Source organism: Haloarcula rubra (assembly GCF_019599465.1).
Classification (GTDB): domain Archaea; phylum Halobacteriota; class Halobacteria; order Halobacteriales; family Haloarculaceae; genus Haloarcula; species Haloarcula rubra.
The window spans coordinates 179,244-200,688 of the sequence record NZ_RKLR01000004.1 but is presented as its reverse complement, the minus strand read 5'-3'; the positions used below and the strand labels follow the sequence as shown (position 1 = coordinate 200,688).

General features: G+C 62.2%; 29 protein-coding genes. 16 read left to right on the top strand and 13 right to left on the bottom strand.

The genetic code is table 11. The annotated features are described in order from the left end of the window. Positions 1 to 182: 182 nt before the first annotated feature. The 7 genes from EGH21_RS12775 to EGH21_RS12745 form a co-directional block, all read right to left on the bottom strand. On the bottom strand, positions 183 to 1,067 hold the full coding sequence (locus EGH21_RS12775) for a hypothetical protein (protein ID WP_236035529.1): 885 nt from the start codon (positions 1,065 to 1,067) through the stop codon (positions 183 to 185). Between the two features lie 65 nt (positions 1,068 to 1,132). Next, a complete protein-coding gene (locus EGH21_RS12770; RefSeq protein WP_220618865.1) occupies positions 1,133 to 1,669 on the bottom strand; it encodes an NUDIX hydrolase in 537 nt (178 codons plus the stop codon). A 24-nt stretch (positions 1,670 to 1,693) separates the two neighbouring features. Next, entirely contained in the window at positions 1,694 to 2,017 is a 324-nt protein-coding gene (locus EGH21_RS12765; protein ID WP_220618864.1) for a transcription factor S, read from the bottom strand. A 38-nt stretch (positions 2,018 to 2,055) separates the two neighbouring features. Next, positions 2,056 to 2,658 (bottom strand): DUF8135 domain-containing protein, encoded by a 603-nt coding sequence (locus tag EGH21_RS12760; protein ID WP_220618863.1) that lies wholly within the window; start codon positions 2,656 to 2,658, stop codon positions 2,056 to 2,058. Further along, complete coding sequence (locus tag EGH21_RS12755; protein WP_220618862.1) at positions 2,651 to 3,571, bottom strand: ribbon-helix-helix protein, CopG family; 921 nt, start codon at positions 3,569 to 3,571, stop codon at positions 2,651 to 2,653. The genes EGH21_RS12760 and EGH21_RS12755 overlap by 8 nt, the downstream gene beginning before the upstream one ends. A gap of 96 nt (positions 3,572 to 3,667) precedes the next feature. Further along, entirely contained in the window at positions 3,668 to 4,504 is an 837-nt protein-coding gene (locus tag EGH21_RS12750; protein WP_220618861.1) for an RAD55 family ATPase, read from the bottom strand. A gap of 137 nt (positions 4,505 to 4,641) precedes the next feature. Further along, positions 4,642 to 5,607, bottom strand: coding sequence for a beta-ribofuranosylaminobenzene 5'-phosphate synthase family protein (locus EGH21_RS12745; protein ID WP_220618860.1), 966 nt, complete (start codon positions 5,605 to 5,607; stop codon positions 4,642 to 4,644). A 128-nt stretch (positions 5,608 to 5,735) separates the two neighbouring features. On the opposite strand from EGH21_RS12745, the gene ilvD reads away from it, so the two are divergent. Next, positions 5,736 to 7,475 carry a dihydroxy-acid dehydratase gene (gene ilvD, locus EGH21_RS12740; protein ID WP_220618859.1) on the top strand — a complete coding sequence of 580 codons (1,740 nt, stop codon included), beginning with the start codon at positions 5,736 to 5,738 and terminating at the stop codon, positions 7,473 to 7,475. 323 nt (positions 7,476 to 7,798) lie between these two features. Continuing rightward, on the top strand, positions 7,799 to 8,041 hold the full coding sequence (locus EGH21_RS12735) for a hypothetical protein (protein ID WP_220618858.1): 243 nt from the start codon (positions 7,799 to 7,801) through the stop codon (positions 8,039 to 8,041). 252 nt (positions 8,042 to 8,293) lie between these two features. Here the strand turns inward: EGH21_RS12735 and EGH21_RS12730 are convergent, their stop codons facing one another. Together EGH21_RS12730 and EGH21_RS12725 are read right to left on the bottom strand one after the other, a co-directional pair. After that, a complete protein-coding gene (locus tag EGH21_RS12730) occupies positions 8,294 to 9,472 on the bottom strand; it encodes a tyrosine-type recombinase/integrase (RefSeq protein WP_328765627.1) in 1,179 nt (392 codons plus the stop codon). Between the two features lie 201 nt (positions 9,473 to 9,673). Continuing rightward, the gene (locus tag EGH21_RS12725) at positions 9,674 to 10,117 is read right to left on the bottom strand and encodes a hypothetical protein (protein WP_220618857.1); all 444 of its coding nucleotides are present in this window, start codon (positions 10,115 to 10,117) and stop codon (positions 9,674 to 9,676) included. Between the two features lie 464 nt (positions 10,118 to 10,581). On the opposite strand from EGH21_RS12725, the gene EGH21_RS12720 reads away from it, so the two are divergent. Beyond that, entirely contained in the window at positions 10,582 to 10,845 is a 264-nt protein-coding gene (locus EGH21_RS12720; RefSeq protein WP_220618856.1) for an ArsR family transcriptional regulator, read from the top strand. 134 nt (positions 10,846 to 10,979) lie between these two features. Here EGH21_RS12720 and EGH21_RS12715 read toward each other — a convergent pair whose 3' ends face one another. The 3 genes from EGH21_RS12715 to EGH21_RS12705 form a co-directional block, all read right to left on the bottom strand. Further along, complete coding sequence (locus EGH21_RS12715) at positions 10,980 to 11,249, bottom strand: hypothetical protein (protein ID WP_220618855.1); 270 nt, start codon at positions 11,247 to 11,249, stop codon at positions 10,980 to 10,982. Positions 11,250 to 11,418: 169 nt separating this feature from the next. Next, positions 11,419 to 12,429 carry a Cdc6/Cdc18 family protein gene (locus tag EGH21_RS12710; protein ID WP_220618854.1) on the bottom strand — a complete coding sequence of 337 codons (1,011 nt, stop codon included), beginning with the start codon at positions 12,427 to 12,429 and terminating at the stop codon, positions 11,419 to 11,421. Between the two features lie 120 nt (positions 12,430 to 12,549). Then, positions 12,550 to 13,011 carry a type IV pilin domain-containing protein gene (locus EGH21_RS12705; RefSeq protein WP_220618853.1) on the bottom strand — a complete coding sequence of 154 codons (462 nt, stop codon included), beginning with the start codon at positions 13,009 to 13,011 and terminating at the stop codon, positions 12,550 to 12,552. A 329-nt stretch (positions 13,012 to 13,340) separates the two neighbouring features. On the opposite strand from EGH21_RS12705, the gene EGH21_RS12700 reads away from it, so the two are divergent. From EGH21_RS12700 to EGH21_RS12675, 6 genes are all read left to right on the top strand, one after another. Next, on the top strand, positions 13,341 to 13,814 hold the full coding sequence (locus tag EGH21_RS12700; protein ID WP_220618852.1) for a type IV pilin domain-containing protein: 474 nt from the start codon (positions 13,341 to 13,343) through the stop codon (positions 13,812 to 13,814). A 50-nt stretch (positions 13,815 to 13,864) separates the two neighbouring features. Next, entirely contained in the window at positions 13,865 to 14,716 is an 852-nt protein-coding gene (locus EGH21_RS12695; RefSeq protein WP_220618851.1) for a hypothetical protein, read from the top strand. Between the two features lie 569 nt (positions 14,717 to 15,285). Continuing rightward, positions 15,286 to 15,606 (top strand): hypothetical protein, encoded by a 321-nt coding sequence (locus EGH21_RS12690; protein ID WP_220618850.1) that lies wholly within the window; start codon positions 15,286 to 15,288, stop codon positions 15,604 to 15,606. Positions 15,607 to 15,729: 123 nt separating this feature from the next. Beyond that, positions 15,730 to 16,326 carry a site-specific integrase gene (locus tag EGH21_RS12685; protein WP_220618849.1) on the top strand — a complete coding sequence of 199 codons (597 nt, stop codon included), beginning with the start codon at positions 15,730 to 15,732 and terminating at the stop codon, positions 16,324 to 16,326. A gap of 125 nt (positions 16,327 to 16,451) precedes the next feature. Next, positions 16,452 to 16,808: a hypothetical protein gene (locus EGH21_RS12680; RefSeq protein WP_220618848.1), complete on the top strand. Its 357-nt coding sequence runs from the start codon at positions 16,452 to 16,454 to the stop codon at positions 16,806 to 16,808. Next, positions 16,808 to 17,539, top strand: coding sequence for a hypothetical protein (locus EGH21_RS12675; protein WP_220618847.1), 732 nt, complete (start codon positions 16,808 to 16,810; stop codon positions 17,537 to 17,539). Before EGH21_RS12680 ends, EGH21_RS12675 begins: the two co-directional genes overlap by 1 nt. A gap of 24 nt (positions 17,540 to 17,563) precedes the next feature. Here EGH21_RS12675 and EGH21_RS12670 read toward each other — a convergent pair whose 3' ends face one another. Next, positions 17,564 to 17,821, bottom strand: a complete 258-nt coding sequence (locus EGH21_RS12670) for a DUF8053 family protein (protein ID WP_220618846.1) — start codon at positions 17,819 to 17,821, stop codon at positions 17,564 to 17,566. 155 nt (positions 17,822 to 17,976) lie between these two features. On the opposite strand from EGH21_RS12670, the gene EGH21_RS12665 reads away from it, so the two are divergent. From EGH21_RS12665 to EGH21_RS12635, 7 genes are read left to right on the top strand one after another with little or no spacing between them, the layout of a single operon-like run. Then, positions 17,977 to 18,153 (top strand): hypothetical protein, encoded by a 177-nt coding sequence (locus EGH21_RS12665; RefSeq protein WP_220618845.1) that lies wholly within the window; start codon positions 17,977 to 17,979, stop codon positions 18,151 to 18,153. After that, positions 18,150 to 18,419 carry a hypothetical protein gene (locus EGH21_RS12660; protein WP_220618844.1) on the top strand — a complete coding sequence of 90 codons (270 nt, stop codon included), beginning with the start codon at positions 18,150 to 18,152 and terminating at the stop codon, positions 18,417 to 18,419. The genes EGH21_RS12665 and EGH21_RS12660 overlap by 4 nt, the downstream gene beginning before the upstream one ends. Continuing rightward, the gene (locus EGH21_RS12655; protein ID WP_220618843.1) at positions 18,416 to 19,906 is read left to right on the top strand and encodes a hypothetical protein; all 1,491 of its coding nucleotides are present in this window, start codon (positions 18,416 to 18,418) and stop codon (positions 19,904 to 19,906) included. Before EGH21_RS12660 ends, EGH21_RS12655 begins: the two co-directional genes overlap by 4 nt. 2 nt (positions 19,907 to 19,908) lie before the next feature. Continuing rightward, positions 19,909 to 20,361 carry a hypothetical protein gene (locus tag EGH21_RS12650; protein WP_220618842.1) on the top strand — a complete coding sequence of 151 codons (453 nt, stop codon included), beginning with the start codon at positions 19,909 to 19,911 and terminating at the stop codon, positions 20,359 to 20,361. A gap of 1 nt (position 20,362) precedes the next feature. Beyond that, positions 20,363 to 20,707, top strand: coding sequence for a hypothetical protein (locus tag EGH21_RS12645; protein WP_220618841.1), 345 nt, complete (start codon positions 20,363 to 20,365; stop codon positions 20,705 to 20,707). Then, entirely contained in the window at positions 20,697 to 21,128 is a 432-nt protein-coding gene (locus EGH21_RS12640; protein ID WP_220618840.1) for a hypothetical protein, read from the top strand. The genes EGH21_RS12645 and EGH21_RS12640 overlap by 11 nt, the downstream gene beginning before the upstream one ends. 2 nt (positions 21,129 to 21,130) lie before the next feature. Continuing rightward, complete coding sequence (locus tag EGH21_RS12635) at positions 21,131 to 21,418, top strand: hypothetical protein (protein WP_220618839.1); 288 nt, start codon at positions 21,131 to 21,133, stop codon at positions 21,416 to 21,418. The last annotated feature ends 27 nt before the right edge of the window (positions 21,419 to 21,445 follow it).

Genomic DNA, 21,445 nt, shown 5'->3' with positions numbered 1-21,445 from the left:
GAGTACAGTTCGTTAGAGAGTTTGTTAAGAGTTGTCACACGACACGACCGAGATACACCCGACTAAATCGGGATTCCGTCACCAATAGCGGGCGGATAGACGTCCTGTGACGGAGCAACTGCTCCGTGGGCGTGGCGCCGTCGTTCGGGAGGGGGCGATGCGAACCCGTATGGCTGCAGGACTCACTCGCTGTCGGTGGCGGTGCTCTCGCCGAGTTCCTCGGCCGTTCGGGTCGCCGTCCCCGCCTCGGCCGGCGAGATAGTCAGCCGAGCGTCGTTGTCGTCGTCGGCCGCGTCCAGTCGGTAGACGGCCTCTCGGGGCGGGTCGGCGACGTAGGGGCTCTCGGCGTCAACCTCCCGCGTCGTGGACGCACCGGGACCCAGTTCACCGGCGATGCGTGCCACCGGCGCGTACGCGACGCGTGGCCCGGTCCGGTTCAGCGCGAGGGCGTACCGGCCAGTTCGGTCGCCCTCGTTGGTGACACGGACGCTGACGGTCGGGTCGTCCTCTGCCGTCACGGTCGTCGGGCCGTCGAGGGCGACCGAGAAGGAGGGGAGTGGGGCTTCGAGGCGAGAGCGCACCCGCGCCGGCGGAACCCACTCGCCGTGGTCCCACGTGAGGCGAGCGTCGCTGGCGTCGCCCGTCTCCGGCAGTTCGAAGACGAGAACGCCGTCGCTCCCGTCGCCGTAGCCGGCGCCCCACTCACCGTTCCGGTAGAGGCCGCTTGTGAACGCCGTCGGTCTGTGCGTCTCGCCGTCGAAGTGACACTCGAACGCCGAGCGGTCGGGCAGGGGGCCGTCGACGGCGACGTCGACGAGGAGATACTGGCCGGCGTCGGCGAAGACGCCGATTGAGTCGGGGCTATCCGGTGCGACGACGCCCGGTTGGACGACTGCCGAGGCGACGTCGACGGTCGGAATCTGGTCGTCGTGCGTGCCGCTCTCGGTCGTCGGTTCGGGGACCGGCGTTACGCTCTCGTCGCCCGGCGCAGTGTCGGGAGTCAGGTCCAGACAGCCGCTGCCGGCGACGAGCGAGCCACAGAGCGCGAGGAGGGTCCGGCGGCGCATACCCGTGACTACCGCCGTCCACGATAAGTGCTTTCAGAAGGGTTCGACCGCGTTTTGAGCGTCCCTCAGGCCGACTCGTCGGTGCTCCGCGTGGCCGGTATCTCGTGTAACTCCTCGGGGACCGTCTCGAACCACCGTGCGTCTAGCACCTCGTCGTCGTCCACGGCGAGGTCGTCGGCGGTCGCCTCGGCGTCGAACTCCACGGTCAGCATGTGGAGGCGACGGTCCGCGTCCTCGGCGTGGACGATGGTCTTCCAGCGGGCGTAGTACAGCCCCGTCAGCGTACAGTCGACACCGGTCTCCTCGCGGACCTCGCGGCGAGCGGTGTCGTCCAGCCCTTCGCCGGGTTCGTGGCCGCCACCGGGCGTCCCCCACGTCTCCGGTGCGCCGCGGTGTCTGATGAGGAGGACGCGCCCCGCGTCGTCGGTGACCCACGCGCCGGCGTCGCCCAGCCACCCCTCCTCGGCGAGTTTCTCGCCCCGTTCGAAGAACGCGGGGTCGTTGGTGACGGTGTCGCGCCGGACCGGGACGTCGCCGTAGGTGTCGACGAGTCGTTCGAGTTCCGCACGGACCGCGTCGCGGGTCCGCGATTCGAGTGTCATGGGTGATGGCGGACCGGGGACGGCTTAGTTGTACTCCCGCCAGCGGTAGCCACAGTCCTGACACTTGAAGAACCGCGTCGGCGGTTCGTCGGCGGACCCGGTCTGTTTGATGGTGTACCACGCCTTCCCGTGGCCACACTCCTCACAGGTGACGTCGTCGGCCGTCGGTTTCCCCTCGAAGTCGGCGCCCTCCTCCGTCTCGATGACGTCGTCGTCGCTCTGTTCGGCCGTGCTGACGAAGTCGGCGGCTCTGTCCGTGTCCTTGGCGACGCGAGCGCCGCAGGACTGACAGACCATCTCGTCGCCGTCGGCGTGCATCATCGAGCCACAGTCGTCGCAGAACTGCATGCCCGCCCATCCGCGACGGCGACAAAAAGACGTTACTCTTACTCCTCGTTGCCGAGTGCTCGCTGTTCGGCGACGACCGGGCAGTTCAGCAGGCGAACCGTCTCCATGTCGAGGAACTCCAGAATCTCGGTGTCCTCGTGCGTACAGCGGACCTCCGGTGGTCCCGAAAAGTGCTCGCACTGTTCGCAGTAGCGGTGTTTCGACACCTCGGCGTAGCGCTTCCCCCCGGAGTGCGAGGTGGCCGCCTCGTCCTCGCCGAGGGACTCCCACACCTCGTCCGGGTCGACAGAGCCGACGTCCACCGACTCGAAGACGCTCTCTGCGTCGTCGAAGGGGTCGCCACCGCGTTCACCCATCTCCGAGAACGGGTCCGAGTCGCGCTCGCCAGACTGTGGCGGGTCTACGGTCGACGCCGTGTCGACGGCCGATACCGGGTCGGTCGGCGGTTGGTCGTCCGGCGAGGTGGCTTCGTCTTGGCCGGTGTCCGTGTCCGCCGTCACGTCGGCCACCGGGTCCGGCGGGTCGGTCGGTCGCTCGGCGTCGCCCTCGGCCGGCCCATCCAGTTCCTCGAACGGGTCGCCCTCCCGGTCGTCGGGGACGTCCAACTGCTCGAAGGGGTCCTCGGGGTCGTCCTCACTCATCTGTCGGGCCAGCCTCCAACTGTGCGGCGGTCACGAGCCGCGCTTTCTTGCGGATGATGCCGCCTTCGGGTCGGACGTCGGAGACCGTCGACCCGCAGTGAGGGCACTGCGGGTCCGTCAGCAGGCCGATGTCGACCGACTCGCCGCAGTTCTCACAGGACGCCGACGAGACGCCCTCCTGAGCGGCGGCGCGTTTGATACGGTCGACGGCCTTCTGGTGGGAGTCACGGCCCCCCTGGTCGTTCCGGAGGTCGCTGACGACCCACGCGACGCGCGTGAGTTTCTCCTCGACGTCGTCCAGTCGGTCGTCGACGTCCTCGAGTCCGCGCTCCACGTCGTCGACGCGGGCCGACTGGTCTTCGACGTCGTCTTCGAGTTCGTCCCGGGCCGCGACGAGTTCGCGGTTCAACGACGCCAGTTCGGATTCGAGGTCCTCGATAGCCGCCAGTTCCTCGTGGTCGTGGTCGGCCGTCGCCTTGCCGTCGAGTTCGCGTTTGAGCTGGACGACCCGGCTCCGCACGTCGTCTAGCTTCTCCTGGAAGTCGTCTTCGACGGCCTCGAATCGGGCGTCGAGACGCCCCTCGACGGCGTCGGTGATGTCCGGGAGACGGTCGCCGACGGCGGACTCGACGGCCGGTGGGACGCGCCTGTCGACGGCGTCGTCGACGGTGGCGGCGACGACGGCGTCTAGCTGGTCGTCCATCGCGTCTTCGACGGCCCGGTCGACCTCGACCAACTCGGCCACCGACTCGGCGTCGTCGCGCTCGGCCGTCACACGGTACGACGCCAGCAACTGCTGGACGAGTTCCGCGCGGTCCACCCCGAGCGCGCTCGCCCGTTCGTCGAGCCACTCGTCGAGTTCCGGCGGCAACTCGACGGTGACGGCCCCCTCCTCCGTCGACTCACTGGCCATTACGTTCCACTTCACGAACTAGATAGTTAAGGGTTTGCCGCCTCTTTCACACCGCGAAACTACCAGCGAGTGGTCGGGTCGGGCGTCTGTCGGCGCTCAGCGAATCTTGCGCACGTCGCTGATGTCGAAGCCAGCGTCGCCGAGTTCCGTCTCGAACTGGACGATGTCCTCGTCCTCTATCTGGGAGAGGACGCCGCGGAACTGCTTGACGACGAGCGTCCGTGCCCGCGTGGACCCGCCGGACTCCCACGAGAACTCCATCGTCCCGTGGGCGGCGTCGCTCAACTGCCCCTCTCGGGTGTCCGAGAGCGTCTCGTAGTTGAGATGCAGGAGGATGAGGCCGCCCCACTTGTGGGCCGCCTTCTGGAGGCCGGCGACGAGGAAGGTGATGTCGACCCAGTCGATGTCCTCGCCCATCGCGCTGACGAGGTCCGACAGCGAGTCGATGACGACGAGGTTGCCCGACGCCACCTCGCTAAGTTTCGACCCCAGCGCCCCCAACAGGTCGTCGCGTTCGTGGCGGGCCCGCAGGTCCTTGATGTTGGGCGTCTGCTCCGCGTACCACGACCGCGGTACCGGACTCATGTGGAAGAACCGCTCGGACATGTCGTGGAACTCGACGCCCGAGAGCGCCGTCTCCAACAGGTCCTCGTCCATCGCCAGTCGCATCTCGTCGGCCAGTTGCGCCTCGCTGGCGGTGAACGAGATGTAGTGGACCTCCTCCGGCGGCACCGCCGACTCGGAGGGCGTCCCGTAGTAGAGGTCGTACAGTTCCTCGTCGACGTGGCTGAGTCCGTTGATGACCGCGCTCGTGTGCATGAACTCCCGCGACCCGGCCCCCGCCTCGCCGGCCAACAGGACGACACTACCGGCCGGTGCGCCGCCGTTGATGATGCCGTCCAGTTGCTTCACACCGAACGGGATGCGCTCCATACACGCATTGACCCGTGTGGTCGCTTAAACGCTTGCCCTCTCGTAGTAACTGTGGCTTACCGCGGCGTCGCCGATGGCGCCCGAACACCCGGCCAGACAGTCCCGCCCGTCGGCCGTCTCACGGGCCGGAGACGGTCCTACTCGTCCAGTTTCGCGCCCGTGTTCCGCGGGGCGGCGACGTGGACCTCGCCGCCGACGCCGGCGGCGTCGAGCGCGGTTCGGCCTGCCTCCCGGGCCGCGGCGACGCCGTCGGTGTCGGTCAGGCCCCACACCGTCGGCCCCCACGAGGACTGCCCGGCGCCCGTGACGGCGGGTGCCTCGGCGAGACGCTCGACGATGGTGCCGGCGGGCGGGCGGTAGACGCCGCCCTGCTCGTCGGCGTACCACGCGCCGTTGAGTCGTCCGAGGCGGGCCGCGGCCTGTCCGAACTGCCGGCGGTCACGGGTCCCGATAGCGGGGAGGAGGCGGCGGGTGAGCAACGTCGCTATCTGGTCGGCGATGCCGGGGTCGGCCCGTTCGACGGCCTGTCGCATGCTCTGGTCCTCCTCGCTGCCGCTCTGTCCCGGGTCGCTGTCCGGGACGACGAGGACGAACCGCCAGTGGGCGGGCACGTCGTGGCGGGCCAGAATCGGCGGTACCTCCCAGTCGCCCTCCGCCGGCGGTTCGGCGGTGAACCGCTCGGTCGGGTGGCCGCCGTCGACCACGAACCCGCCCCGTTCGAACGTGGCGACGCCGATGCCGCTCCGACCGCCGCGACCCAGTGCAGGCGCGTACGTGCGGGCGTCGGCCGTCGTCTCGTGGGCGCGAGCGACGGCGACGAGTGTGGCGAGTGCGAGTTGCGTCCCGCTCCCCAGACCGACGTGGCGCGGGAACCGGTCCTCGACGCGGACGCGTGCGCCGGGGACGTCCAGCGCCTCGACGACGCGTTCGGCGTACGGCGTCGCCTCGTCGTCGTCACAGTCCACCCCGTCGGCCGGGGTGGCCTCCACGACCAACCGTGGCTCGTCGAGCGCCAGTCCGACCCCGCCGTAGAGGCGTTCGTGTGCGAGCGAGAGGTTCTGGAAGCCGAAGTGGAGTCGCGCCGCCGTCGTGACCGTCGCCATACGGCGGCGTTAGAGACGCCGGGGAAAGAACCTACTGTCACCGGAGGGATTCGCCAGCGACGGTCGCCAGCACCCGACCGAAGGCGATAGTCAGGGCGTTTAAGACGACTGGTGGCTTTCGTCGGTGTATGAGCCAGCAGGAACACCACGAGACGTCGGAGCCCGGTGAGAAGGACCCGAGCCTCCGTTCCAACGAAGTCACCGAGGGCACCGAACGGGCGCCCCACCGAGCGATGTTCCGCGCGATGGGCTACGACGACGAGGACCTCGCCTCGCCGATGGTCGGCGTCGCCAACCCCGCCGCCGACATCACGCCGTGTAACGTCCACCTGGACGACGTGGCCGACGCCGCCTACGAAGGCATCGACGCCGCCGGCGGGATGCCCATCGAGTTCGGCACCATCACCATCTCGGACGCCATCTCGATGGGGACCGAGGGCATGAAGGCCTCGCTCATCTCCCGTGAGGTCATCGCCGACTCCGTCGAACTGGTCTCCTTCGGCGAGCGCATGGACGGCCTCGTCACCATCGGTGGCTGTGACAAGAACATGCCCGGGATGATGATGGCCTCCATCCGCACGGACCTCCCGAGCGTCTTCCTCTACGGCGGTTCTATCATGCCCGGGGAGCACGACGGCCGCGAGATTACCATCCAGAACGTCTTCGAGGGCGTCGGCGCCGTCGCCGACGGCGAGATGTCCGAGGACGAACTCGACGAGATGGAGCGACAGGCCTGTCCCGGTGCCGGGTCCTGTGGCGGGATGTTCACCGCGAACACGATGGCCTCCATCTCCGAGGCACTCGGGTTCGCGCCGCTGGGGTCGGCGTCGCCGCCGGCCGAACACGAGTCCCGCTACGACGTGGCCCGCGAGAGCGGCGAACTCGTCTTAGACGTCGTCGAGAACGACCGCCGGCCCTCCGATTTCCTCTCCATCGAGAGCTTCGAGAACGCCATCGCCCTGCAGGTCGCCGTCGGTGGGTCGACCAACGCCGTCCTCCACCTGCTGGCGCTCGCGGCGGAAGCCGGCGTCGACTTAGACATCGAGACGTTCAACGAGATCAGCGCACGGACGCCGAAGATCGCCGACCTCCAGCCCGGCGGCGAGCGCGTGATGAACGACCTCCACGAGGTCGGCGGCGTTCCCGTGGTGCTGCAGGCACTGCTCGACGCGGACCTGCTCCACGGCGACGCGCTCACCGTCACCGGCAACACGATGGCCGAGGAACTCGAAGCCGTCGACCCGCCGAGCATCGAGGAACTGGACGTGGACTACCTCTACCCGGTCGACGACCCCATCCACGAGCGCGGGGCCATCCGCATCCTCTCGGGCAACCTCGCGCCCGACGGCGCGGTCATCAAGATCACCGGCGAGGACCACCTCCACCACGAGGGGCCGGTCCGCGTCTTCGAGGAGGAGTCGAGCGCCATGGAGTACGTTCAGGAGGGCAACGTCGAGAGCGGCGACGCCATCGTCATCCGCAACGAAGGGCCGCAGGGCGGCCCCGGAATGCGCGAGATGTTGGGGGTCACGAGCGCCGTCGCCGGACAGGGCCACTCCGAGGACGTGGCACTGCTGACCGACGGGCGCTTCTCCGGCGCGACGCGTGGCTTCTCCATCGGTCACGTCGCCCCCGAAGCCTTCGTCGGCGGCCCCATCGCGGCACTGGAAGACGGCGACACCATCACCATCGACGTCGACGACCACGAACTGTCTATCGACCTCTCCGACGAGGAGATAGCACAGCGCCTCGAAGCGCGCGACGACCCCGAGCCGAACTACACGAACGGCGTGTTGGCGAAGTACCACCGCGACTTCGGGTCGGCCGCCAACGGCGCCGTGACGAACCCCGGTGCGAAGTGGGACTGAGACGGGAGCGACCCGACCGATTCCACGGGACGCGAACTGAGTGAGCGTCCCGTCGTTTTCGCCCACGTTTTTCGAGGCGTGGTGCGCGAACACCGTGAGCGCACCCAACGACGAAAAAGGTGGACTACCGTGACTTCGGGTCGGCCGCCAACGGCGCCGTGACCAACCCCGGTGCGAAGTGGGACTGAGACGGGAGCGACCGAACGCGTCGCTCTCGCTCGGTCTATCGGCAGTACAGTACCGAGCGGCGGTCCGTGCCGGCCGAATCGACGGCCGGACCGTGAGACGTAACATACGACTGGGTGGGGGTAGTACAGTGTCTCGTGTCCGAGACGTACGTCTGTTCGAACTGCCAAACGACGGTCACCCGCCCGTTCCAGATTCGGTCCATCATCCGGACCTGTGACGAGTGCGGGCAGAACGGCCGCTTTCTCCACCGCTCGCTCGTCGACTCGCTGGAGTCGCTGCCCGCCGAGGAACTGCCCGACGGCTGGGAGTCCATGCGCCTAGACGAACGGTTCGAGGCGGCGCTGAAACAGGGCCTGATTCAACTGACGCGGAGCTGAATCCGGTACCGAGCGACCGCTGACGCGAGTCGTGTGACCGTCGTCGCGTCGGTGACGACGGCAGTTCCGTGGGTCGTGTACTGTCGCGTCTTGCACCGGTGCGAACGAGACTGCTCGTGCTACCCGGCTGAGGAACGAGACAGCGGACACGGCGCCGCTGTCGTATAAGTTGGAGTGGGACCGCCGAGTTCATTGGCTTGCTGTCTAGCGAATCCCATCCAAAACTACCCGTTCCGAATGCCAGTATCATGATCAAGGTTCGTCCGAATCGTCCAGTTTGTCAAGATGCTCACGCCGAGAAGCGCCACGGACCAGCTGCTCCGGCTGGTCGTACACTCCCTCGATGAGCTTCTCACTCGTATTCGCCTTCTCCGAAATGGCTGGAACCGGCCAGCCGTGGTCTCTGTGATGCGTAATCGCGCCAGTTCGAATCTTATGCGGGCTCCGTGAACTCGGACACTTCGAGCCGTGACCGTGCTCGCGAGCCTCACACTCTTCCGGATCGCGGTCGTGCGGACACGGGCCACCGAACTCACAGGGTTGAGTCAAGATGTAAATCCAGTTCCGCATCGCCGACTTCGACAGTCGTCCCGATCCCTTCTGTGAAGTCAGCAGCGGCTCCCGTCCGTAGTCGTCGGTCACCTCGTCACGGTTCACCTGTATGTAGCCCTGGATGACCTCAGCCACCCAGTCCGCGATATTGATGACGCGCTCGCCATCCTCCTTGTTCTTCAACGGCGTCTCACTCTCAGGACGGTGTCGCGGGAAGAGAAACGGTAATGACGACTCGTTGAGGATGTTCTCGACGACGTGCGGGGCGTATCCGTCGCCCTCTAACTCCGCTCGGAGCCTCTCACGATCCTCATCATCTAGGTAGACGTCGTCCAGATCCAGTGACTGGAGCGTCCCGATACGAGCTGTCGTACGCCAGAGTAGCAACGTCAGAACGTGCTCACGTGAGGCATACCGATACCGGTCCAGATTCTCGATAATCTCCTGAGCCCGGTCCGTAACCAGTTTTACCGTATTGACGCGCTGTTCCTTCGACAAGTCTGGAACATCCAGTGCTGCAACGACATCATCCGACACCGCATTCAGATCTCGGCAGTACTTGAGGAACTGCCGTAGCGTCCCGAACTGGTTGTTTATTGTCGTCCGCTGGAGATCTGAGTTCCAACGCCGGGCCTCGAACTCCTTGACATCTCGCGTTGTCAGCTCACTCAGGTCGTCGATACCCTTCTCGGTCAGGAACTCCAGGAACGGCTTGACACGGTACTGGTAGGATTGGAGAGTTGACTCTGCCCTATCCTGTTGTTGTATCCAGAGGTCGAAGGCCTCGTTAGGAGGTGTGCTGTCAAGGTCGTCCTCGCCCAGCATGTCTCTCATCTCGTCGAGGAGCTCCTCGACATCCTCGTCATCGCCGTCGGTCACGACTTGAAACCTCCTCTGCTGTCCCAGCTTTTCGCTCCGACAGTTTCGTGTCGGTAGTCTGTGATTGTGTACATGGGTCTCTCTGCGTGACAGCGAGCGCGACCAGGGTTCCAAGCTGACACGCGCTCGCTGTCGAGGGACCCGCTCGGACTCGAACCGAGCTGCCACCTGTGGGCCCGAACCGCCGAAACCGACGTTTCGCTACTCCTCGTCGACGTCGCCGACCGCACAACTCGAACACGGATCGTAGTGACCAGCGAGTGCGGCCAGTGGTTTCTCGGTCGTCTTAGCCATCCGCTGGACGTACCCACACTGGTCGCTCCGGTGGTACGTCGTGTTCCCTCGGCGGCCGGCCGACGACGAGACAATGACCAGCTCTTGCCCGCCGTCGGTGACCATCTGGTCGTCGACGTCGTCGGGGTCCATCCGGTCCAGTCGGCCGGCGACGCCGGGCAGACCGGACTGGTCGTACGGTTGGCGCTCGACCGGCACGTCGAACGTCGCGCCACAGTGTCGACACGCGTAGCCGTGCTCGGTCGTGTCTCGAACCGTCGATCGGATACCTGTCGTATCGCACTCCGGGCACGCCAGCACGGTCTCTAGTTCGTCGTCGCTACGCGCCTCTATCGAAGTGTTCCTAGTCATGCTGACTCCAAAATCTCGTCTCGCGTTCGCTCAGCGGCGCTGTGGCCACACAGGGTAATGGTTGTGCGCCCGTCGGCGTCGAATCCATCGATGGGCTCGCCACAGATCGGACAGTAGCCCCTAGTCGATGGATACGGACTGGAAACCGCTCGGTTATCAATCGACTCTGTCGTGAACCGTGCGGGGCGTTTTTCAAGCCCCGTTTCGTTGATAGTCATACGGTCTGAGGTAGACCGACGCGACGCCCGTGCTGGTGACACGGCGTCGCATCCGTTTTCACGAGAGTACGACCCCCGAAGGAGCGTCGCGCCGACCTGTGTGTCCAAATGATTGGCCATTACTATTAGTATTTGGGGTAAAGAATAGACACTATGTCTAATAGAAAGGACAGTGTGTCTAGCACCGAAGATTGTTTTAGCTGGCTCTTCGGCCAAGATTCTATGTCTCGGCACCGAGCACCGTGGATGACCGGAAGCGACGATGTCATCCTTGAATTTCTGGATGATACTGGTGCCGGTCACAATCTTCGCGGGATTGCTAACAATTTCGAGGATCGAGGGATTGAAATCTCGTATAAGACCGTCACTCGTCGCGTCCCAAAGCTTGAATCTGCGGAACTTATTCGAGTACTTCCCGGTGAGGGGAGATACTTCGCAATCACAGAGAAAGGGAAGGCCTACCTCCGTGGCGAGGCCGATCTCCGGGAAGAGCCTGATCCAAACGAATAGATTCCACAGGACTCTCGAATAGACCACTCCGCTACGTTTTTCAAGAGCGGCTGTCGGTGTCGAAACAGGCCGTCGGCGACGAACCCCACCGACATCCCCACCCCCCACTGCCGACGGCCGTTTTCCTGCCATCCTCACGCCTCAACCTCCTCGATGCCGAACCCGTGCAGCGACTCAACCAGCCATTCGGGGATATCCGGCTCCACGAGGAGGTCGTCAGCCACGTCGGTCGTCGTCAGCAGCGTCGCGACGGCCTTGTCGTCGATGCCGAACTCCCAGCGCTCCTCGCGCTCGACCTCGATGCGCGCGGTGTAGTCGGGGTCGGTGTGGTAGAAGTACGCTGTCGCCTGCTTGCCCTCGACTTTCTCGCGCTCGATGCGGTCTGGCGTCGTTGCACGTGACATATCCGGGTCGAGGAAACCCCTCGTAAAAGCGCTGGGGCGGACGCGTGGGCGAAAGTGCTATTTCGAGCGACTGGATGCGTAATCTGGACTGACACGGCCGAGTTTGAGAGGGAGAACGAATGGGTAAATGATGGGTGAAAGTGGGTAAAAGAACCGCCCTCTGGCGATTCTACGATTGGGTAAAAGTCGAGACCGAGCGGTAGCACCGATTTCGGGTCGACCCCTCGGATTCGATAAGGTCGTACCGTTCGAGGTGCCGGAGATACCGACTCCGTGACGACTGGGATTTTGGCGAGTCTGCCCGCTCTTCGTATCGAGCGTGAAGCGTCCCGCCGTCGATTTCGCCCGCCTCGTCGATGATGCGAAACAGCAGCCGCTGATGCGTCCCTAGCGACCGGACACGACGCTGGTGGATATCCTGTTCGGCGTCGTCCGCGACCGCGTCGACGACCTCCGGAGTCAGCTCACCCATCTCATTGCTTTCGACGTGAAGCGCTGCCCGCCGGAGAAGTGCGACACCGTCCCGGGCGTCGCCAGCCGCAAGGTCGGCGATGTGTTCGATCGCACCATCGGCGACGCGAGAGGAGATTAGCCCGTGGACGATACGGGCGTCGAGAATGTCGACCAGTTCCGAGTGGCTGTACTTCTCCAGTCGGACAGTGGCAGCGCTTTGCATCCGTGATGCGGCGGCTTGATCCAGCGAGTTCAACCACTCCGTTTCAGCAGTCGTGATACAGATGAGCGAGACGTTCGGGATTTCGTACAACGCCAGCAGTGGTTCCTCATCGATCACGGCGACCTCGTCGAGGACGGCGATGAACTGCTGGTCGCGGTCTCGAAGGCGTCGGATGACCGTCGACGTCGGCGTCCCTTCCGACCGGAGATCCGCGCCGACACCGACGTCGCGGGCGAAGGCATGGACGACCGCGCCGGCGGAGTTGTCACGGAGGCAGTTCACGTAGCCCCACCGGAGGTCCACCATCTCGCGCTCGAGCTGGCCGAGCGTGTACTTCGTGACGGTCGTCTTGCCAGCGCCAGAGGGGCCGAAGATACAGATATCCTCTGCATATTCGAGCGACGATGGCGCGAGTATCGACGAAAGATGATCTATCTGACCTTCGCGGTGGTGGAGGTCACGAGGTACGTACTCGGGATCGATAGCACGGGCGTCGGTGATCATTACATTCCGACTGGTTGCCAGATGCGTATTAAAAAGTGAGCCACGTCCGGAGTGAAAGTGATACTTCAGCGACTGCTGAGTGTGTGACTTGCGTGTTAAAAATAGGATTGAACGTCTTAGCTATGCTTCAGGGCCGCTGTCTTGACCGAGGGTTGCGGAATTATCGCCTTCTTGTGATTGGTAGACGACTCGAATGTTGTAGTCGTTTTGAGTCGAAAGCGTGAGTGAGTTTCCAGCAGCCACTTCACTATTCGTTGAGGTTGAACTTCCGATGTTCGCCCATGAATCAGTAGTGTTGGAACCACTACCACGGATATACACTTCGTCTATTGAGATGGAATCGCCTCCATCGTGAGTTACATCAAGATATCCATCGTAGGTCGTCCCGCCTAAGCTGTGAGAACTTGATTCGTAGTCGAAACTGAAGCTCGCCTGAGGCGTTGTCTGCTGTGCTTGGTCTCCGAGTCCAAGGACGAAGGACGCGATCACGGCCGCGAGGATGACGGTGATGGCGACCATGAGGATCACGCCTATGACAGGCGAAACCGCATCGTCGTCGTTAATCAGTGCTTTCAGGTCCATAGGTTGTACGTAAACTACCATAATATCGAATGTTATAAAGATATACTACCGTTCGGCAATTTCCCATTTTCAAGTCTGGATTTCATCGCTTCAAGACTGAGTTGAAATCCACTCTTAGACCCTGATATGTCCGAATAATGCACCGCTCCGATTATCAGGCATTTGAAACGGTGGGCGTTCTCAGACTCTGTAATCACCGTGATGGGTTTAAGTATGTGGCTACTAACTTGGATACTACGAGAAAGTCGAGTGGACAGAACCACCCAACAGCAAACAGTGGTTGTTAGGGAACTAACAAAACTCTGTCGCCGGCTTTCCGTTGAACAACAATGGAAATTCGCAAACTACTCTCCGACGACCAGGGTGTCTCACCCGTCATAGGCGTAATCCTCATGGTCGCGATCACCGTGATCCTCGCGGCCGTGATTGCAACATTCGTTCTCGGTCTGGGCGACCAGGTCAGCAATACAGCCCCACAGGCGAGCTTCAGCTTCGACTACGATAGCTCCGGTACGCCACAGTTGGATATCACGCATGACGGTGGTGACACTATCGAGGCGCAGACCCTCACTGTAATTTCCAATGAAGATTTCGACGGGACCGGCTTATCTGGCCCAGTGAGTTCAGCTACGTGGGACCAATTCGACGCATACGGTGACGGCAGCGAAATCTCTGCTGGCGCCTCGGTAACAATCGAACAGGACGGGAGCAACTTCGACCAGGCAAACGTCAGGGTCACGTACCGATCGGAACAGGGCGACAATTCGGCGACGCTCGCAGAGTGGTCCGGTCCGGACGCCTAAGCACTAACAGCTTTCTACCTCGCGTTCCCGCTTCAGAACAACGCTATCAGATGCCTGTATCGCACCCACCTGACACAGACACTCTCATACAGGCCTTCATCGAGACCTACAAGACGAGTAGCGAGGCCACACCAGTCGAACTCGTCCGCCAGTATCACGAAGTCACGAAGTACACGGCGAAGAACCCGAACAAAGGGTCGACCGCCGTCGCGTCAGCATTGAACCTGCCACGAAGCCGAATCCGGTCGTGGGTCGACGGCGACGGCCGTCCGGATGCAGTCCGTGGGATGCAGAAAGCCCAGCGCAACGGCTGGTTTAATCTCGACTGGGACTCACCTACCCTCCAGACGTTGAACGTCCTCGTCGCCTGGATCTTCAGCGGCGGGAGTATCAACGATAACTGGGTCCCGGCGTTGACAGTGACGGACGAGACGAGAAGCGTAGCCACCGAAGCATTGGATCGAATCGGAACCGGTTCTGTGGCGTTTCGCGAGGCCGACGACGGACGGGCAACCGAACTCCGCCCAGCGACGGATGCAAGCGTGCTGGGCCGTCTGTTGTATGCATTGGGCGCTCCGAAGGGCGTGAAAAGCAGCGAGACTCCGCTCTCACTACCGCTGTATCTGTTGAACGGGCCGGAACACCTCCGACTGGCGTTTGCACGAACGTACGTCATCAACCGCGGCACAAAACGGCCGGACCGTCCCCAATCACCAGTTCAAATAGCCGAAGAGCGGGATACTGAGTTCCAGCAGGAGATCCGGACGTTTATTCAATCGGTGACGAACGGGCAGGCAGTACATGGCGATGCACCGTCATGGCGACTGAGTGCCGCCGCAGCCTATCAGCTGGATCAACCTCCAGACATCCCAGACGGGTCTACTGACGACACGGACAGGTAGTAACGGCTTGTCAAATGAGCCGAAATCTTCAGGATAACCAATTCCGTAACCGGGCGAGTAAACCACTGTCCTCTTGCTGTTGACTGCTATCTACTTCTTCCCTGTCCTCTGTAGAGATTGATCCGTCTACAGCTACATCTGGTGAGGACTCAAAATCTGGCTCTGATGTGGTACCCATCGTAATTGCATCATCAACAGGTTCTGGGGGCTTCTCGTCGTATTTTCGTTCGTACTCGTTGGGCTGGATCGGATCGAGGATTCGATGGCCACATTTTCGACACTCCAGCGGGTTCTGAGAGTGGATAGTCCCACATCTGTCACACACCCACAGCATTGGTGGCCTGTTGGACAGTGCCAAATATAAATCACAATGCAGCAACGGATTGTCTGAATAGTCGGTACTAATACTTGATTCCGGGTGTCTGAATAACGATATGGGGTTGTTTCGAAGCGACAAGTGGGAGTGTAACCGTTGTGGAGAAACCTATCGGTCCAATCCCTCTGAGTGTTCTGAGTGTGAGCACACTGTGTTTACCCAATATCGCGAGGAGCGAGGGGCGTCCTCAAAGGTGCGGACGACACAATCGACATCGGAGTCAGAACACCAGGAAGAAGTCTGGTACTGTAAAAAGTGCAAGCAGAAACACACCGAAGAGCGTGAACAGTGCAAAGTCTGCGGGACAGAGGAGTTCAAGAAGGTAGCCCCAGAACCATCCGAGGACAGCGACAATCAGTACACACACCCCGACGATGATGTCGAAACGATCTCAAACGTGCGTGAAGCCACGAGTTCCCCAGCCCAACCAGGGTCAGGAGATAGCAATCTCGGCTTTTATCTAACGATTCTACTGCTCGTCATCTTAGCCGGACTCGCAATATACATACTCTGACGGCCGTGGAGAAGATAACGACTTTTTATACAAGTCGTAACAGATACTCGTATTTTCACTCGGTACGCGGGGTGTGTCCAGACCTCCGCAACGCCTTTCCTAGCGGAAACTCAAGGAACCGTAATGCGAATCGAAGCCACCGATGGAAACGAACACAAAGTCTGGCTCACCGACAGCGAGATCGAGGACCTCCGCCGAGCGACCACCAGCCAGCGCGACGACCTCATCATCCAGCTGGGCGCGTTCGTCGGCCTGCGCGCCTTCGAAATCCCGCAAGTCAGTCCCGTCGACGTCAAACAGACCGAGAGCGACCAGTACCGCCTCCGGGTCCGCTCGGGCAAGGACACCAGCGGGAACGGCGGGAAGCCACGCGACGCCTACCTCCCCGACAGCGTCGAGCGCGACCTCCAGCGCTACCAGAACGAGCACAACATCGTACCGAAAGACCCGTACGTCGACCTGACACAGCCGGGCGTCCGGGCCGTGGTCCGCCGGACCGCCCAGCGAGCGGCCGACGAGACCGGCGACGCCGATTTCGAGAAGGTGAGCACGCACGATCTCCGCCGCCGGTTCGCCCAACGACTCCTCGTCGACCAGCAGATGAACCCACGCGTGGTGATGGCAGTCGGCGGCTGGGAGAGCTTCGCAGCGATAGAACCGTATCTGAACGCACCCAGTGAGTCAGTCATCGATGATGCGTTCGATAACATCTCTCTGTAGCCCGATTGTGGAGAAATCATCCTCCGTACGATTGTACCGCTACGCAAGAGATCGATAGGGGTCGCTGTCTCCCGTTCAATCCGATAATCAAAGTTTATTGACTCGAACACTCGCTAATGAAATGAATGCCAATCGATGAGCTATGGAATGGTGTTCTGATTTTCGGTAGGAATATCGAGTGGTTGGAACCAGTCTTCGAGATTTATCCACCACTGGTATTGTTGGGAACATATCTTGCGGCAACAGGTGCGTATCTAATAGCTGCCGACGATCTGGACAATTTTGTTGGACTCTGGTTGGTGATGACTGTCATCTATCCACCGGTATTGGTCTGGCAAATAAACAATATGGATATGACCCGCGACATATTCCTCGGATATTCACTCGCAGATAGCACCGTTGCGCTCCCACTGGTGCTGATGTTGCCGGTCGCGTACATCCTCGTTCAATCGCTACAGGACCGGTTTCAGGAGGTTGCGTGATGGTCGTCTCGTGGTTCTTTGATTACTTCCCGCCGTGGCTGGCGATAGTTCTCGTAACTGTTGGGTCTGTCCTTGTTACGTGGGGACTGCCGTTCATCGATCCCGATAGTGAGTTCGCTGTAGAAGCTCCGAAAGGAGTTCTCGGTACGCTCATACTCGGTATTGGAACCGGACTTACGATCTGGGGCGCACGAGAGACAGCCTCGTTCAACACTGTCGTTGTTGGAATCATCCTGCTTGGTTCGTTTATGCAGGGAGCGGTCGCGGTCAATTTCTACCGTAAAGTCTATAATTTCGTTTCGAATGGCTCGCTCCCGTCAGGCGGTGGATTCAAGCGGAAGATCGCTGGTCATCTCCTGATACTGTTCCTGTTACTTGTGTCACTGTGGGGCGTCATTTATTTCACAATCTGGGGTGGCTTAGACCTCGGAATACGGGATACCGTGCGACTGTACTGGACTGTCGCCACGGTTATCATCAGTATCGTGGGGCTATCCACACGCTTTTGGTTTATGCAAAGAGGGTTCTCTCCGCAAATAATGTTCGGGGGGATTTTTCTCATCACCGGAGCGGAAATCTTCAATCTACAGTTAGAGCTGGAACTGGCGATATTTGTCTTGTCTCATATAGCCTATGCACTCGGATTCTGGATAGCAGTGTATCTCTTTGTCAATTCAGTTCGCAATTCAAATCGTAAGGCCAGACGCCAGTATGCCAAGATAAGTGACTGATTTCGTTGTCTGTTCGTAGAAAGCTTACTCGCCCTGCCGCCGTCCGAACACGTCCTCTTCGAGCATCCGCTCGGCGGCGACACGCTGAATGACTTCACACTCGTGGAGTTCGGGAATGTCGCCGTCACACACGCGGACGAAGTAGGCACGCTCTCCCAACCGATCGACAGTGAGATGCGACTCGTCCGGTTCGCCGTCCTCGTCAAGGAGGCCGTCGCGGTCGAGGAAATTCTTCGGCACGGTCACCACACCAGATCCGTTCCGGTTCTGGAGCTTCTGCATAGTGGAGGAGACATATCTAGGTTATTAAACGTATCTTCTATGGTGACGCTGGTGCACCAGCGGTGTATTTACTGTGTACTCAGCGGCGGGTATATGGCCTGAGACTCGCATTCGCGGGCAACCCGCGGTCGAACCGCGGGCCTGTACCCCTACCCATGACCGACCACACGTCCGGTGGCGACGAACCACCGGACAGCGCGGCCGAGACCGCGAATCGACCGTTCCGAACCGAGTGGCGAAACGTCGACGAGCGAAGGCGCGAGCGAGCACGCCGTGAGGCGGCCGGCGCCAGCCGCGACCTCGCCGCCGAACTCCTCGCGGGTGACACATGAACGACCGCGCCACCCTCGTCCATCTGGCCGGCTACGCGACCATCGCGTCCATCCTCGCTACGGCGAACTGGGCCGGCCTGTCGGCAGTGCTGCTGGCACTCCCGCTCGTGCTGGGGACGCTCTGGGTCGCCGGCCAGCAGGGTGCCCGAAGCGCCGTCGATCGGGCGAAAGCCGACATAGACCACCCGATCCCGTCGCCAGCCACAGACGGCGGCACCGACCAGCCAACCACGGGTAGCGACCGGAACCGCCCAGAGAACGAATGAGACGCGCAATACTCGCCGTATTCCTCACTCTGACCGTTATCGCATCGCCCATCGCCGGCACCGCCACCGCGGCGCCCGGCCTGAACTTCAATTCGGACAAAGCGCCGAACCCGACAGCCGTCGAGGATGAACTCGTCATCGACGAGTGGGATAACTCGGAGATGTCCTCGGCAACACAGTACTACAACGACTCCGGTGAACTGACCTCGCTGCCGGCGACGGTCAACCAGTCACAGGACACGCCTGTCGGCGTTCGCTTCGACCAGATCGACGCCGACGCGTATCACCTGTTCCCGCGCATCGATGGGGAGTCGTCGAACTCCGCGAACTGGACCGTCGCATCGGACTGGACGACATCCTCCGGAGCGTCTTCGTCCATGTCGGTCAGCGACGCCGACGCTGACGGCGTCGACAAGCTGGAGTTCGCGGCTACCATCGCCAGCGGCGAGACCGCGACGGCGACCTACGCCGACAACGTGTCCATCGACTCGGACCCCAACAAGCGCGTGCTGACGACGGTCTTGAACGTCGACACGCTTTCGGGAACGGCCGAGATCCGCGCCGTCGACAGTGATGGCGACTACCGCTACGCCGAGATCAACGGCTCGGCCGACGCGTCCGCCGAAGACATCGCCGCCAACAGCACGGGCAACGGCATCGTGTTCGCCGAGAAGCTGGCGAACCTCCCGCTGGCCGGCAGCGGTGACGGCAGCTTCGACGGCATCCAGAAAGTCGAGATCGTCGGCGTCGACAACGACGTGACCGTTACGATGGCCGGCCTCGATCTGGACAAGAAGAGCGAGGCCGACCTCGCGGAGATCGAACGCGACACTGACGGCGACGGCGAGCTCGAGACGACGACGGTCACGAACTACTACGAGGGCGGCGTCGCGAACATCACCGACCTCGACACGCTGGGCGGTATCTACGACGACGCGGTCATCAACGACCTGCACGTCTACGACGTCCAGTACCAGCTCTCGGACATCACGGACTCCGACGAGTACTCAACGAACGTCTCATCGGCGGACGACTACAACTACCCGCAGAAGCTGGAACTGTACGCGGACATGGAGGTGCCGTCGGCCATCGACTTGAGCCACGGCACGATCACGCTGGAGTTCGAACAGGGCCTCGTCGAGTCCCGCTACGCTATCGCAGAGGTGGCGACCGGCACCGACACCGACGAAGAGTTCGGCAACCTGACCGACCAGGACGGCGCCTACGCGAGCGTCACGGACACGCTGGGGTCGCAGGGCTCGACGGCGACGTTCGTCGCCGACGCCAGCGCTGATACGAACTACCGTGTCCACATGGTCATCCTCTATCAGGACGAGGAGATCGACACGATCCTGCAGTCGCTGGCCGGTGGTCCGACCGGGACGTCCGGCGGCGGGTTCTTCTCGTCCATCTGGGCACAGGTAACCGGCGTCGTCGGCGTCATCCTCGGCGCTGTGGGCCTGAAACGGAAGCTCGGAGGGTCCTGATCGTGTCGGCTGGTGGGCCACGAGTCCGGAGTCTGTTCGACCGGGCGGCCAACGCGGGCAGCATCGGTGCCGTCCTCTTCCAGGGGATCGGCGCCGTGTTGTTCGCGTTCGGCGCGGCGCTCGCCAGTGGCATCTTCACGCTGGCAGACGTGTTCATCGTCCCGACGCAGGCGTTCATCGCCGCCGCAGGCGACCTCATCAACGCGGTATTCGGTGGGACGGCCCAGATCATCAACTTCGGGGCTATCGCCAGCGCACTCTCGATTGGCCCGGGTGGCCGGTTCGCCAGCCCGCTGTCGTTCGTCTTCGGGTTCGCCATTGTCCTGCTGGCGTTCTACGTCCTGCTGGCGTACATCAGCGAGGAGGACACGACGAACTTCTTCCCGTTGATCGGGACGGGCTTCGACGTGCCGACGCCGGGCTGGACCGACTCCGAAGAAGAGGAAGAGGGATAGCATGGTCGAAATCAGCGACTACATCGCCGAGAACGGCGTCTCGATCCGCTGGGGGCGGTTGCTGACCCTCATTTTCGGGGCGAGCATCCTCGCGTACTTCCGAGGGACTATCTCGGCGTTTCTGTCGCTGGTCAACGTCCCGTTAGAGTTGCTGTCCGGCCTCACCGAGTTCGCTGCGACGGCGGTCGGCGTCGTCTACGGCCTGCCGGCGGTCATAATCAACCGCGGGTTCGCGGCGGCGATACCGTACGTCGCCGACGCCGGGATTGCCGGCTACGTCGTGGCGCTGATGATCGTGCTGGCAACGCTGTTTCCAATAGCGTGGGTGGTGTCTCGTGTCCGCTGACGACACTGAGACACTGTTCACGCTGAGAGCGCCGAAAAGCGTCGCGAAGACGCTGTTTCAGTTCGCCACGAATCCGGTAGCGTTCGTCGGGAGCATCATCTCGGCGTACATCATCAACGCGGTGCTGAACGTCGGCGCCTTCGGCGTGAACACGATTCTGGCGATGTTCGACGTCGTCGCTGGCACGTTCGACGTCATCCGCGTGACGCTCATCAACGTGTTCGGCGCACTCGGTGTCGATCTGCTCGGTGCGTACTCAGCGGTCCAGCAGGCGATTGCGGGGGTAATAGCCAGCGCTGGATGGGCCGCACCGATACTCGCAGTCGGGTTCACGGCCGTGCTCGTGTACCTCGGCTGGGAGCTGCTGAAACGCCTGCCGGCGATCGCCTGGAAGCTGTACATGCTGATTCCCGGGACCTGACCATGGAACGACTCAAAAATCTCGTACTACATCCGCTGACAGGCGGGGCGGTGATCCTGAGCGCACTCGGGAGCCTCGGCCTCGGCTTGTTCGACCCGCTCTGGGGCCTGCTGTCGGCGACGTCGGGTTACTGGTTCCCAGCAGTCGCGACGACGGCGGCGACGATTCTCCCGGAACTCGGCTATGCGGAACTCGGGACGAAACTTCTCGTCGCCGCCGCGGTGCTGTACGTCGTCATTCTCGCCGACAAGGGCCTTGACCGGGCTCAGAAGTGGTTCAACAATAGATGAAACACACGACACACACGAAACGAACGG